Annotated in this window: 13 protein-coding genes; all 13 read left to right on the plus strand. The window is 68.9% G+C overall.

What is annotated here, in order from left to right:
- The first annotated feature begins 6 nt into the window (after positions 1-6).
- The 13 genes from motB to WI26_RS00915 all read left to right on the plus strand — a co-directional run bounded on the left by motB (position 7) and on the right by WI26_RS00915 (position 13,069).
- A complete protein-coding gene (gene motB / locus WI26_RS00855; protein ID WP_059594296.1) occupies positions 7-1,026 on the plus strand; it encodes a flagellar motor protein MotB in 1,020 nt (339 codons plus the stop codon).
- A 107-nt stretch (positions 1,027-1,133) separates the two neighbouring features.
- A complete protein-coding gene (locus WI26_RS00860) occupies positions 1,134-1,511 on the plus strand; it encodes a response regulator (protein ID WP_069226326.1) in 378 nt (125 codons plus the stop codon).
- A gap of 33 nt (positions 1,512-1,544) precedes the next feature.
- Positions 1,545-3,782, plus strand: a complete 2,238-nt coding sequence (gene cheA, locus WI26_RS00865) for a chemotaxis protein CheA (protein WP_069225005.1) — start codon at positions 1,545-1,547, stop codon at positions 3,780-3,782.
- 48 nt (positions 3,783-3,830) lie between these two features.
- Positions 3,831-4,346 (plus strand): chemotaxis protein CheW, encoded by a 516-nt coding sequence (gene cheW, locus WI26_RS00870; protein WP_031397017.1) that lies wholly within the window; start codon positions 3,831-3,833, stop codon positions 4,344-4,346.
- Between the two features lie 37 nt (positions 4,347-4,383).
- Positions 4,384-6,339 (plus strand): methyl-accepting chemotaxis protein, encoded by a 1,956-nt coding sequence (locus WI26_RS00875; RefSeq protein ID WP_069225006.1) that lies wholly within the window; start codon positions 4,384-4,386, stop codon positions 6,337-6,339.
- 3 nt (positions 6,340-6,342) lie between these two features.
- Entirely contained in the window at positions 6,343-7,329 is a 987-nt protein-coding gene (locus WI26_RS00880; protein ID WP_069225007.1) for a CheR family methyltransferase, read from the plus strand.
- Positions 7,326-8,072, plus strand: coding sequence for a chemoreceptor glutamine deamidase CheD (cheD, locus tag WI26_RS00885; protein WP_069225008.1), 747 nt, complete (start codon positions 7,326-7,328; stop codon positions 8,070-8,072). Before WI26_RS00880 ends, cheD begins: the two co-directional genes overlap by 4 nt.
- On the plus strand, positions 8,069-9,160 hold the full coding sequence (locus tag WI26_RS00890; RefSeq protein WP_059465082.1) for a protein-glutamate methylesterase/protein-glutamine glutaminase: 1,092 nt from the start codon (positions 8,069-8,071) through the stop codon (positions 9,158-9,160). The genes cheD and WI26_RS00890 overlap by 4 nt, the downstream gene beginning before the upstream one ends.
- A 67-nt stretch (positions 9,161-9,227) precedes the next feature.
- A complete protein-coding gene (gene cheY / locus WI26_RS00895) occupies positions 9,228-9,623 on the plus strand; it encodes a chemotaxis response regulator CheY (RefSeq protein WP_006754880.1) in 396 nt (131 codons plus the stop codon).
- Between the two features lies 1 nt (position 9,624).
- Positions 9,625-10,356 (plus strand): protein phosphatase CheZ, encoded by a 732-nt coding sequence (cheZ, locus tag WI26_RS00900; protein ID WP_059452632.1) that lies wholly within the window; start codon positions 9,625-9,627, stop codon positions 10,354-10,356.
- Between the two features lie 279 nt (positions 10,357-10,635).
- Complete coding sequence (locus WI26_RS00905; RefSeq protein WP_059508699.1) at positions 10,636-11,139, plus strand: DUF2844 domain-containing protein; 504 nt, start codon at positions 10,636-10,638, stop codon at positions 11,137-11,139.
- 16 nt (positions 11,140-11,155) lie between these two features.
- The gene (locus tag WI26_RS00910; RefSeq protein WP_059539843.1) at positions 11,156-12,406 is read left to right on the plus strand and encodes a DUF3443 domain-containing protein; all 1,251 of its coding nucleotides are present in this window, start codon (positions 11,156-11,158) and stop codon (positions 12,404-12,406) included.
- 165 nt (positions 12,407-12,571) lie between these two features.
- Positions 12,572-13,069, plus strand: a complete 498-nt coding sequence (locus tag WI26_RS00915; protein ID WP_059539844.1) for a VOC family protein — start codon at positions 12,572-12,574, stop codon at positions 13,067-13,069.
- The last annotated feature ends 82 nt before the right edge of the window (positions 13,070-13,151 follow it).

Here is a 13,151-nt window from a genome sequence, read left to right on the forward strand (position 1 = left end):
CGTTCGATGAGCAAGAACAAGGATCGCGCGATCGTCGTGAAACGGGTGGCCCCGCAGAAGAAGGGCCATCACGGCGGCGCATGGAAGCTCGCGTATGCGGACTTCATGACCGCGATGATGGCGTTCTTCCTGCTGATGTGGCTGCTGAGCTCGGTCACGCCGGTGCAGCTGAAGGGGATCGCCGAGTACTTCAATACGCCGCTGAAGGCCGCGCTGTTCGGCAGCGGCGACCGCAGCTCGCAGGACTCGAGCATCATCAACGGCGGCGGCCGCGACCTGTCGAGCGTCGACGCCGGCACGCTGCGCCGCACCGACGGCACGACGTCGCTCGCCGACCGCGTCGCGAAGGCCGGCGACGACAAGACGCGCTCGCAGGCGCAGGGCGCGCAGGACCGGCTCGAGCAGACGCGCCTGCACGACCTGCAGATCAAGCTGATGGCGGCGATCGAGGCGAACCCGACGCTGCGCCAGTTCAAGCAGCAGATCCGCATCGATTCGACGCTGATGGGGCTGCGCATCGAGATCGTCGATACGCAGAAGCGGCCGATGTTCGCGATGTCGAGCGATCACGTCGAGCCGTACATGCGCGACATCCTGCGCGAGATCGGCAAGACGCTGAACGACGTGCCGAACCGGATCATCGTCCAGGGTCACACCGACGCGGTGCCGTACGCGGGCGGCGAAGGCGGCTACAGCAACTGGGAGCTGTCGGCCGACCGCGCGAACGCGTCGCGTCGCGAGCTGATCGCGGGCGGCATGGACGAGGCGAAGGTGCTGCGCGTACTCGGCCTCGCGTCGACGCAGAACCTGAACAAGGCCGATCCGCTCGATCCGGAAAACCGCCGGATCAGCGTGATCGTGCTGAACCGCAAATCCGAAGATGCGCTGATGCGCGACGACGCGACGACCACGACGCTGTCGGCCGACGCGGCGGGCTCGAAGCTGCTGGCCCAGCAGCTCGGCGGCCCGGCGCCGGCTGCGCGACCGGCGCTCGCGAGCGCCGTCGCCGTGGCGCCGAAACCCTGACGCTTCCAAGATTCCGGGACACGCATGAAACAACCCTCACGCTCACTTCGTTTGCCGCCCCCCGACGGGGCCGACAGCCATCCTGGAGCGGTCCTGTGGAGGCCGGCATGATCCGAACCATTCTCGCCATCGACGACTCCACGACGATGCGCGCGCTGCTGCAGACGACGCTGGCGCAGGCCGGCTACGACGTGACGGTGGCGCCGGACGGCGAAGCCGGCTTCGACATGGCGGCCACCGTGCCGTACGACCTGGTGCTGACCGACCAGAACATGCCGCGCAAGAGCGGCCTCGAGGTGATCGCCGCGCTGCGCAAGCTGACGGCATACGCGGACACGCCGATCCTCGTGCTGACGACCGAAGGCAGCGATGCCTTCAAGGACGCCGCGCGCGACGCGGGCGCGACCGGCTGGATCGAGAAGCCGATCGACCCGGCCGTGCTGGTCGACCTGGTCGCGACGCTGTCCGAGCAGACCGCCTCCTGACATGAACGCGACGAATCCAACCGGTGACCGGGCATGACTCTCGACATCACGCAGTTCTACCAGACCTTTTTCGACGAAGCGGACGAGCTGCTCGCGCAGATGGAGCAGCTGCTGCTGAACCTCGACGTCGGCTCGCCCGACCCCGAGGACCTGGCCGCGATCTTCCGCGCCGCGCATTCGATCAAGGGCGGCGCGGCGACCTTCGGCTTTTCCGCGCTGACCGAGACGACCCACATCCTGGAGTCGCTGCTCGACCGCGCACGCAACCATGAGCTGACGCTGACCAAGGAAATGGTCGACGCGTTCCTCGAGACCAAGGACGTGCTGTCCGACCAGCTCGTCGACTATCGCGCGAGCGCGGAACCGGACGCGGCGGCCGCCGCGACGATTTGCGCGAAGCTCGAACGCCTGAAGGCCGAGAGCGGCGGCGGTGTGGCTGCGGCCGCGGATGCCGCGCAGGCCGTGCCGGCTGTAACTGCCGCAACGGCCGAGGTGGCCGCTCCGGCGCCGGCGCCGGCCGCTGCCGATCGCGCGCCCGATCACGTGGTCGAACAGGCCGTCGCGGCCGCGCATCCGGCGGACGACGCCGGCGCGGGCGGCCCGCACCTGAAGATCACGCTCGTCGGTGTCGACGCGAAGGACCAGGCGCTGCTCACCGAGGAACTGGGCAATCTCGGCCGGATCGTCGGCCGTGAGGAAGCGGGCGCGGACCTGACGCTGTGGCTCGAATCGGACGTGCCGTCCGACGACATCGTCGCCGTGTGCTGCTTCGTGATCGACGACAGCCAGATCCGCATCGCGCGCGGCACCGCGCCGGCCGCACCGGCGGCGCCCGCCGCCGCGCCGGCCGCGCTCGAACCGGCCGCCGCGCCGGAGCCGGCCGCACGCGTCGAGGTATTCGCGCAAGCCGCCGGTGCCGCACCGGCCGCCGCCGCGTCGCAAGCGCTGGCGCAACCGGCGCCGCAAGCGGCCCCGCAACCGCACGCCGAACCCGCCGCGCCGGCTGCCCAGGCTGCCGCGCACCACGACGACAAGCGCCCGCGCCCGGCCGCCGCCGCGTCGGGCGCCGAAGGCAGCTCGATTCGCGTCGGCGTCGAGAAGGTCGACCAGCTGATCAACCTGGTCGGCGAACTCGTGATCACGCAGGCGATGCTCGCGGAAACGGCGAGCGCGTTCGATCCGGCGCTGCACGATCGCCTGTTCAACGGAATGGCGCAGCTCGAGCGCAACGCGCGCGACCTGCAGGAAGCGGTGATGTCGATCCGCATGATGCCGATGGACTACGTGTTCAGCCGCTTCCCGCGCCTCGTGCGCGACCTGGCCGGCAAGCTCGGCAAGCAGGTGGAGCTCGTCACGTTCGGCCAGGCGACCGAGCTCGACAAGAGCCTGATCGAGCGGATCATCGACCCGCTCACGCACCTCGTGCGCAACAGCCTCGACCACGGGATCGAGACCGTCGACAAGCGTATCGCCGCGGGCAAGGACGCGGTCGGCCAGCTCGTGCTGTCGGCCGCGCATCACGGCGGCAACATCGTGATCGAGGTCAGCGACGACGGTGGCGGCCTGAACCGCGAGCGGATTCTGGCGAAGGCCGCCAAGCAGGGCATGCAGATCCCCGACACCATCAGCGACGACGAAGTCTGGCAGCTGATCTTCGCGCCGGGCTTCTCGACGGCCGAGACGGTGACCGACGTGTCGGGCCGCGGCGTCGGGATGGACGTCGTGAAGCGCAACATCCAGTCGATGGGCGGCCACGTCGAGATCTCGTCGCAGGCCGGCCGCGGCACGACCACGCGGATCGTGCTGCCGCTTACGCTCGCGATCCTCGACGGGATGTCGGTGAAGGTCGGCACGGAGATCTTCATCCTGCCGCTGAACTTCGTGATGGAGTCGCTGCAGCCGTCGAACGACGACATCTACACGGTCGGCAACGGCGAGCGCGTGGTGCGCGTGCGCGGCGAATACCTGCCGCTGGTCGCGTTGCACGAAGTGTTCTCGGTCGATGACGCGCGCACCGACCCGACCCAGGGCATCGTCACGATCATGGAAACCGAGGGACGCCGCTTCGCGATGCTGATCGACGAGCTCGTCGGCCAGCAGCAGGTGGTCGTGAAGAACCTCGAAACGAACTACCGCAAGGTGCACGGCATCTCGGCGGCGACCATCCTCGGCGACGGCAGCGTCGCGCTGATCGTCGACGTCGCGGCGCTGAACCGTGAAACCCGTGCGACGCACGGCGCCCGAGCGGGCGCCGAGCTCGCAATCTTCTGACTCTCGCCATTCAACCGATTGGGGGCAAACGTGTCTGCTGAAGTCCAAATGATCAATCCGGCCGCGGCGAACGCGGCAACGAGCCGCCGTGACGCGGAGCAGGGCGATGCGACGGGCCAGGAGTTCCTCGTCTTCACGCTCGGCGACGAGGAATACGGGATCGACATCCTGAAGGTGCAGGAAATCCGTGGCTACGACAGCGTCACGCGCATCGCGAACGCGCCGGACTTCATCAAGGGCGTGATCAACCTGCGCGGGATCATCGTGCCGATCGTCGACATGCGGATCAAGTTCCATCTCGGCCGCGTCGAGTACGACCACCAGACCGTCGTGATCATCCTGAACGTGTCGAATCGCGTGGTCGGGATGGTGGTCGACGGCGTGTCGGACGTGCTGACGCTGCAGACCGACCAGATCATGCCGGCGCCGGAATTCGGTGCGACGCTGACGACCGAGTACCTGACGGGCCTCGGCACGGTCGATGGCCGGATGCTGATCCTGATGGACATCGAGAAGCTGATGTCGAGTCGGGAAATGGCGCTGATCGAGACGCTCGGCGGATAAGCGCGCCGCGCGCGCAGGAATTTCGGGAGAATCTGCAATGTTGCATAACTGGTCGATCCGCACGACGCTCACGGCGGTCGGACTCATCCTCGTGTGCCTGGCCGCCGCGGTCGGCGGGCTCGGCCTTTTCGCGCTCAACCACGCGAGCCGCTCGCTCGACGAGATCGCGCACGTCGACCTGCCGGCGATCCACACGCTCGACGACACGGCCGCGCACCTGCTGCGCGCCCGCGTCGCGCTCGATCGCTTCCGGACGCTGACCGAAGCCGGCAATTCGGCCGATGCGACGAAGGTGCTCGACCGCGCGCAGGAGCTGTTTGCGAAGTCGAACCAGAACTGGCAGGCGTTCCAGTCGTTGCCGAAGCTCGGCGTCGAGCAGGCGCTCGTCGACGAGCTCACCGCGCGCTACACGACGATCGTGAAGGACGGCGTCGAGCCCGAATTTGCCGCGGCGCGCGCAGGCGACATGGCGGCGTACCACGCGATTGCCGACACGAAGATCAGCCCGATGTTCGTCGCGTTCGACCAGACGGCGGCGGCCGTGATCGCATCGCTGCAGAAGCGTGCGGAAGAGCGCCAGACGTCGACGCAGTCGCAAATCTCGCTGATGGTCGCGCTGATCGCGGCCGGCATCGCGATCGCGTTCGTCGTCGTGATCGCGATCCGCTTCGCGCTGCGCGGGCTGATCGTGAAGCCGCTCGAGGACGCGATCGCGCACTTCGAGCGCATCGCCGGCGGCGACCTCACGCAGCCGGTGAACGTATTCAGCACCAACGAGATCGGCCGCCTGTTCGGCGGCATCAAGCGGATGCAGGACGCCGTGACGGCGATGGTGCAGGCCGTGCATCGCGGCACCGAGTCGATCGACGTCGGCGCGCGCGAGATTTCCACCGGCAACACAGACCTGTCGCAGCGCACCGAGGAGCAGGCCGCGTCGCTGCAGGAAACCGCATCGAGCATGGAGCAGTTGACCGGCACCGTGCGGCAGAACGCGGAGAACGCGCGGCAGGCGAGCCAGCTCGCGGTGAACGCGTCGGACATCGCGATGCAGGGCGGCGACGTCGTTGGCCAGGTCGTGTCGACGATGCAGGACATCGCGGCGAGCTCGGGCAAGGTCGTCGACATCATCGGCACGATCGAAGGCATCGCGTTCCAGACCAACATCCTCGCGCTGAATGCGGCGGTCGAAGCCGCGCGCGCGGGCGAGCAGGGCCGCGGCTTCGCGGTGGTCGCGGGCGAAGTGCGCTCGCTGGCGCAGCGCAGCGCGAGCGCGGCGAAGGAAATCAAGCAGTTGATCGGTGACTCGGCCGAGAAGGTCGAAAGCGGGTCGGCGCTCGTCGCGCGCGCCGGTTCGACGATGGACGAGATCGTGCAGGCCGTGCGCCGCGTGACCGACATCATGGGCGAGATCAGCGCCGCGTCGGACGAGCAGTCGACCGGCATCGAGCAGGTCAATCGCGCGGTCGGCCAGATGGATTCGGTCACGCAGCAGAACGCGGCGCTCGTCGAGCAGGCCGCGGCGGCGGCCGCATCGCTCGAGGAGCAGACGCGCCAGATGAAGGCGGTCGTGTCGGCGTGGCGCGTCGCGGGCGGCATCGCGCTCGCGCCGGCGCGCAATGCTGCGCGCCCGGCCGCGCACGCACCGGCGCCGGCGTTGCCGGCGGCGCATCGTCACGAAGCGTCGCCGGCCGCCCTGCCGGCACCGCAGGCAGCCGCGCAGCCGGCTCGTCGCGCCGCGCCGGCACCGCATGCGTCGGCACCGGCTGCCAGCCAGGCCGGCCAGGACGCGAAGCGCGCGCCGGACGCCGCTGCCGCACGCGCATCGAAGGAAACGCCGGCCGCGGGCGGCTACGGCCCGCGTCTCGCGAAGGCGGCCGCCGCGCCCGCGCCGAAGCCTGCCGAGAAGCCCGCACTCGTGCGCCCCGCGCTGAACGGCGAGAAGCCGGCGATGGCGGCGGCCGGCACGTCCGACGACGACTGGGAGACTTTCTAAGCCATGCCGTCCGCGCGCGCACCGTTTCGAACTGATGCACCGGATGCCTCGCCCCGCGCGGGCGAGCCGGGGCGCGACTTCGCGTTTACCGGCGCGGATTTCGCGCGCATCCGCGCGCTGATTCATCAACGCGCGGGCATTTCGCTGTCCGAGCACAAGCGCGACATGGCGTACAGCCGGCTGGCACGCCGGCTGCGCGCACGCGGCCTCGACACGTTCCGCGACTACCTCGACCTGCTCGAGCAGGAAGATGATCCGCTCGAGTGGGAAGCGTTCACCAACGCGCTGACGACGAACCTGACCGCGTTCTTCCGCGAGTCGCACCATTTCCCGATCCTGGCCGACTTCGTGAAGGGACGCGCGGCGCCCGTGTCGGTGTGGTGCTCGGCGGCGTCGACCGGCGAGGAGCCTTACTCGATCGCGATCACGCTGATCGAGGCGCTCGGCGAATCCGCCGCGCGTGGCGCATCGATTCTCGCGACCGACCTCGACACGCAGGTGCTCGCGAAGGCCGAGGCCGGCATCTATACGTACGACCAGGTCAAGCACCTGAGCCCGGAGCGGCTCAAGCGCTTCTTCCTGAAAGGCACGGGCGCGCAGGCCGGTCGCGTGAAGGTGCGCCCGGAGCTGCGCGCGATGATCCGCTTCGAGCAGTTGAACCTGACCGATGCCGACTACGGGATCGCGAAGCCGTTCGACGCGATCTTCTGCCGCAACGTGATGATCTATTTCGACAAGCCGACGCAGGGGCAGGTGCTGTCGCGCTTCGAGCCGCTCGTGAAGCCGGGCGGCCTGCTGTTCGCCGGGCATTCGGAGAATTTCACGTACGTCTCGCAGGCGTTCCGGCTGCGCGGGCAGACCGTGTACGAACTGACGCGCGATGCCGCGACGAGCCTGCGCCCGCGCGGCGCCGCGCCGGCCGCGCCGGTGCCGCCGCGCGTCCATGCGCGTGCCGCGGGCTCCGCCCCCGCGTATGGAGAGCGCGGATGAGCGGCCTGCCGATCGCGACCAATCGCTACTTCGACAACCACTTCGAACGCCCGGGCGTGAAGCTGCTGCCGAACGAGTTCTACACGACGGCCGAGGACATGGTGCTGATGACCGTGCTCGGCTCGTGCGTCGCCGCGTGCCTGCACGACCCGTTCGCGGGCATCGGCGGGATGAATCACTTCATGCTGCCCGACGACGGCGCCGATGCCGGCGCCGCCGCATCGGAGTCGATGCGCTACGGCGCGTACGCGATGGAAGTGCTGATCAACGAACTGATCAAGGCCGGCGGGCGCCGCGAGCGCTTCGAGGCGAAGGTGTTCGGCGGCGCGGCCGTGCTGGCGGGAATGACGACCATCAACATCGGCGACCGCAACGCGGATTTCGTGCGTCGCTATCTCGCGCTCGAACGCATCCGCATCACCGCGGAGGACCTGCAGGGCGTGCACCCGCGCAAGGTCGCCTTCATGCCGCACACGGGGCGCGCGGCGGTGAAGAAGCTGCGGCTGCAGGTGCCGGGCGTGACCGAGCGCGAAGCCGCGCTGGCGCGCGAGGCCGACCGCGTGCGCGCCGACCGGCAGCGCGCGCACGTCGAGCTGTTCGCCGCGAAGCGGCCGGCCGCGCCGCCGCCGGCACGCCCGCGCATCGAGCTGTTCGGCGCGCGCGGCGGCGCGGGCGCGCAGACGACGAACACGAAGGCCGGCAGCCCGTTTGCGGCCAACCTTTCGAGAAAGCAGGAGGCATGACCGCAGTGCAGAAGATCAAAGTGTTGTGCGTCGACGACTCGGCGCTGATCCGCAGCCTGATGACGGAGATCATCAACAGCCAGCCCGACATGGAAGTGTGCGCGACCGCGCCCGATCCGCTCGTCGCGCGCGAGCTCATCAAGCAGCACAACCCGGACGTCCTGACGCTGGACGTCGAAATGCCGCGCATGGACGGGCTCGACTTCCTCGAGAAGCTGATGCGCCTGCGCCCGATGCCGGTCGTGATGGTGTCGTCGCTGACCGAGCGCGGCTCGGAGATCACGCTGCGCGCGCTCGAACTCGGCGCGGTGGATTTCGTCACGAAGCCGCGCGTCGGGATTCGCGACGGCATGCTCGATTATGCGGAAAAGCTCGCGGACAAGATCCGCGCGGCCTCGCGCGCACGCGTGCGGCAGGCGCCGCAGCCGCAGGCCGCCGCGCGCGCGGCGAGCGGCCAGAGCGCCGCGCCGATGGTCAACAACCCGCTCGTCAGTACCGAGAAGCTGATCATCATCGGCGCGTCCACGGGCGGCACCGAGGCGATTCGCGAGGTGCTGACGCCGCTGCCGCCGGATGCGCCGGCGGTACTGATCGCGCAACACATGCCGCCCGGCTTCACGAAGTCCTTCGCGCAGCGGCTGAACGGCCTGTGCCGGATCGCGGTGAAGGAAGCCGAACACGGCGAGCGCGTGCTGCCGGGCCATGCGTACATCGCGCCGGGCCATGCGCACCTGCTGCTCGCCAGGAGCGGCGCGAACTACATCGCGCAGCTGTCCGACGAGCCGCCGGTGAACCGGCACCGGCCGTCGGTCGACGTGCTGTTCCGCTCGGCGGCGCAGCACGCGGGCAAGAACGCGATCGGCGTGATCCTCACGGGGATGGGCCGCGACGGCGCGGCCGGCCTGCTGGACATGAAGCGCGCGGGCGCCCACACGTTCGCGCAGGACGAGGCGAGCTGCATCGTGTTCGGCATGCCGCGCGAGGCGATCGCGCTCGGCGGCGCGGACGAGGTCGCGCCGCTTTCGGAGATGAGCCGGCGCGTGATGGCGCGACTGGCGACGATGGGCGACCGCGTACAGCGCGTCTGAATGAAATGTCACGGGGCACGTGCGATGGCGCGGGCTCCGACGGTAACGAATCTGCAAAGGAACGACGATGGACAAGAGCATGAAAATCCTGGTGGTGGACGATTTCCCGACGATGCGCCGGATCGTCCGCAACCTGCTCAAGGAGCTGGGCTACACGAACGTCGACGAAGCCGAGGACGGCGCGGCCGGCCTGGCGCGCCTGCGCGGCGGCGGCTTCGACTTCGTGATTTCCGACTGGAACATGCCGAACCTCGACGGCCTCGCGATGCTGAAGGAAATTCGCGCAGACGCGACGCTCACGCACCTGCCGGTGCTGATGGTCACGGCCGAGTCGAAGAAGGAGAACATCATTGCGGCTGCGCAGGCGGGCGCGAGCGGCTACGTCGTGAAGCCGTTCACGGCCGCGACGCTCGACGAGAAGCTGAACAAGATCATCGACAAGATGGCCAAGGCCGGGAGCTGACGTGAACGAGCCGATCCATGCGGCGCTCGCCGGCGCGGCAATCAACGCCGACGGCCATGCCGAAGGCGCCGATTACGCGAGCGACCGGATCCTCGCGCGCATCGGCCACGTCACGCGCACGCTGCGCGATTCGATGCGCGAGCTCGGGCTCGACAAGCATGTCGAGCGCGCGGCGGAAGCCGTGCCCGATGCGCGCGACCGGCTGCGCTACGTCGCGACGATGACCGAGCAGGCGGCCGAGCGCGTGCTGAACGCGATCGAGGTCGCAAAGCCGATGCAGGAGCGCATCCAGAACGAAGCCGAGGCGCTCGATGCGCGCTGGGCGCAATGGTATGCGGCGCCGATCGAGCACGCGGAAGTGCGCGAGCTGATGGACGACACGCGCACGTTCCTGCGCACGCTGCCGGAGGCGGCGTCGGCGACCAGCGCGCAGCTGCTCGAGATCATGCTCGCGCAGGATTTCCAGGACCTGACCGGGCAGGTGATCAAGAAGATCATGGACATGGTCTACCTGATCGAGCAGCAATTGCTCACCGTGCTCGTCGAGAACATCGCGCCCGAGCGGCGCGAGCAGTTCGCGGCGACAGCGGCCGCGCTCGCGGCCGAGCAGATCAGCGCGACCGGCAGCCCGGAGTCGCTGCTGAACGGGCCGCAGATCGCGCCGGAAGGCAAGTCCGACGTCGTGCAGGACCAGGCGCAGGTCGACGACCTGCTCGCGAGTCTCGGCTTCTGATCCCGCCCCATCGCATCGACGTCGCTCCCGATCGCGGAGCGGCCCGGTGCGCTTGGCTTTTCCCCATGCCTGTCACGACGCGCCCCCGCGTGCGAGTCGGGCCGCACGTCATGCTGCGCTGCGTCATGCAACGTGGATTTGACACTCCGACACACTCCGCAGGCATACTACGCGTCAGCAGCAACGAAGCGTCATTCTTAAGACTTTGATTTGTTGGCCCGCGGCGCCGCGCCCGATGGCGGCACCGCCGGCAACGAAGCCAGTCCCTTGGGGGGGAACGTGAAGCTGAAACGCTTGGGCTGGGCCGCCGCGCACGCGACGGCCGCAATGGGTGTGCTGTGGGCCGTCCACGCACAGGCCGAACTGGGCGGCGCGCCGATGTCGCCGCCGGCGGACGATCACGCCGCCACGGTGCGCGCGCTGCAGCGCGCGATGCGTTCCGCCGACGGCGCGCAGGCGAACGCGGCCGCCTATACCGTCCGCGAGATCACGCTCGGGTCGGGCACCGTCATCCACGAATACGCGAGCGCGGCCGGCACCGTGTTCGGCCTTGCCTGGCGCGGGCCGAGCATGCCGGACCTCGAGTCGCTGCTCGGCAGCTATTTCCCGCAGTACACCGCCGGCGTCCAGGTCGCGCATGCGGCGCGCGGCTGGCGCGCGCCCGTGTCCGTCGATACGAGCGGCCTGGTGATCCGGACGGGCGGCCACATGGGCGCCTTCGCGGGCCAGGCGTGGCTGCCGACGGCGCTGCCTGCCGGGTTGACCGGCAACGACATCCAGTGACAGCGGGAGAGCGATCTTGCGAATTCCTCGTACCTTCAAGCGCTGGCTCGGCCTGCTGAGCGTCGCGGCCGCGACGGCCATGCTCGTGACCGCCTGCGGCGGCGGCGATGGCAACAACGGCGGCGGCGGCAGTGGTGGCGGCTCCAGCGTCTCCGACGGCAATACCGCGAACACGGCCGTGATTACGGTCGGCACCGGCGTCGCGCACGTGATCAACATCCCGACCGTCAACGTGAAGATCTGCGTGCCGGGCACGACGAACTGCCAGGTGGTCAACAACGTGCTTGTCGATACGGCATCGTACGGGCTGCGGCTGGTCAGCAGCGCGCTGTCGTCGGGCGTGTTGAACAACCTGCCGCAAACCACGACCGGCGGCGCGCCGGTGGCCGAGTGCGGCAAGTTCGTGTCGAGTTTCACATGGGGCTCGGTGCGTACCGTCGACCTGTCGATCGGCTCCGAGCAGGCGAGTTCGCTGCCGGTGCAGATCATCGGCGATCTCGGCACGAGCAACGTGCCGAGTTCATGCTCGAACAACGGCGCCCGAACGTCGGCCAACACGGCCAGCGACCTCGGCGCGAACGGCATTCTCGGCATCGGGCCGGCGCCGGTCGATTGCGGCACGAGCTGCGCGACGTCGACGTCGGCGACGTCCAACAACTACTACGCGTGCCCGAACGGCAATTCGAGCTGCACGGTAGCGCTGGTGCCGGTTGCGCAGCAGGTGGCCAACCCGGTCCATCGCTTCGCGACCGACAACAACGGCGTGATCGTGCAGATGCCGAACATCTCGAGCAGCGGGCAGAGTAGCGCGACCGGTTTGCTGACCTTCGGGATCAACACGCAGAGCAACAACGCGCTCGGCGCATCGACGGTGCTGACGTCGACGACGACCGGCGACGTCGATGCGACGTTCCTCGGTGGCAGCGTGACCGCGTTCTTCGATACGGGTTCGAACGCGTACTTCTTCAACGATTCGTCGCAGAAGACCTGCTCGACCAACACGCAGTTCTACTGCCCGTCGTCGACGACCACCTATACGGCGACGCTGACCGGCAAGAACGGTGTGTCGGGCGGCGTGTCGATGCCGGTTGCGAACGCCGATGCGCTGTTCGCGAATTCGTCCACGTTCGCGTTCAACGACATCGCCGGCCCGTTCGGCGCGGCCGGCTGGCTCGATATCGGCATGACGCACTTCTACGGCAAGACGATCTACTTCGGGATGGACCGGACCGGCAGCGGTGGCGCGCAGCCTTACGTCGCGTTCTGATCGCGCGCGAACGGCGGCAGCAGAAAAGGGGGCGGGCGATCGCCCCCTTTTTTTTTGCCTTGCCGGCGGCGACGCACTACGCGCCGGGCGGCCGCGCCGTGCCGGCACAGCGCCTACGATAGAAGACCGGCACCGGTGCCGGCACGACATCGAGGAGACAGCGCCATGAGCCAGCGTATTCAACGCATCACGCCGTTTCTGTGGTTCGACCACGACGCAGAGGCGGCCGCCCGCTTCTACGTGTCGGTATTCGACGACGCGCGCATCCTGCACGTCGCCCGCTACGGCAAGTCCGGCGCGCAGGCGTCCGGGCAAGCGGAGGGCGCGGTGATGACGGTGTCGTTCGAACTGGACGGGCAGGCGTTTCTCGCGCTGAACGGCGGCCCGGCGTTTCCGCTCACGCCGGCCGTGTCGTTCGTCGTCAACTGCCGCGACCAGCAGGAGATCGACCGTTACTGGGCGGCCCTGACCGAAGGCGGCGACGAGCGCGCGCAGCAGTGCGGCTGGCTGCGCGACCGCTTCGGCGTGTCGTGGCAGGTGGTGCCCGTACAGATGCCCGAACTGATGGCGGGCGATCCGGCACGCGCCGAGCGCGTGATGGCGCAGGTGATGAAGATGAAGAAGCTCGATCTCCACGTGCTGGAGCAGGCGGCGGCAGGCTAGCGCGAACGCCGGCCGGGCCACGCCGATTTCGACGTGCGCATGCGACGCCCGGCGTTATTCCCGGTCGGCCGGTAAATGCGCG

This window comes from Burkholderia diffusa (assembly GCF_001718315.1).
GTDB lineage: Bacteria > Pseudomonadota > Gammaproteobacteria > Burkholderiales > Burkholderiaceae > Burkholderia > Burkholderia diffusa_B.

Coding starts and splice junctions, on each gene's coding strand:
- WI26_RS00890 (WP_059465082.1), top strand. CDS start 8,069: ATGACCGCAGTGCAGAAGATCAAAGTGTTGTGCGTCGACGACTCGGCG.
- cheW (WP_031397017.1), top strand. CDS start 3,831: ATGATCAATCCGGCCGCGGCGAACGCGGCAACGAGCCGCCGTGACGCG.
- cheD (WP_069225008.1), top strand. CDS start 7,326: ATGAGCGGCCTGCCGATCGCGACCAATCGCTACTTCGACAACCACTTC.
- cheA (WP_069225005.1), top strand. CDS start 1,545: ATGACTCTCGACATCACGCAGTTCTACCAGACCTTTTTCGACGAAGCG.
- WI26_RS00915 (WP_059539844.1), top strand. CDS start 12,572: ATGAGCCAGCGTATTCAACGCATCACGCCGTTTCTGTGGTTCGACCAC.
- WI26_RS00880 (WP_069225007.1), top strand. CDS start 6,343: ATGCCGTCCGCGCGCGCACCGTTTCGAACTGATGCACCGGATGCCTCG.
- WI26_RS00875 (WP_069225006.1), top strand. CDS start 4,384: ATGTTGCATAACTGGTCGATCCGCACGACGCTCACGGCGGTCGGACTC.
- WI26_RS00860 (WP_069226326.1), top strand. CDS start 1,134: ATGATCCGAACCATTCTCGCCATCGACGACTCCACGACGATGCGCGCG.
- motB (WP_059594296.1), top strand. CDS start 7: ATGAGCAAGAACAAGGATCGCGCGATCGTCGTGAAACGGGTGGCCCCG.
- cheY (WP_006754880.1), top strand. CDS start 9,228: ATGGACAAGAGCATGAAAATCCTGGTGGTGGACGATTTCCCGACGATG.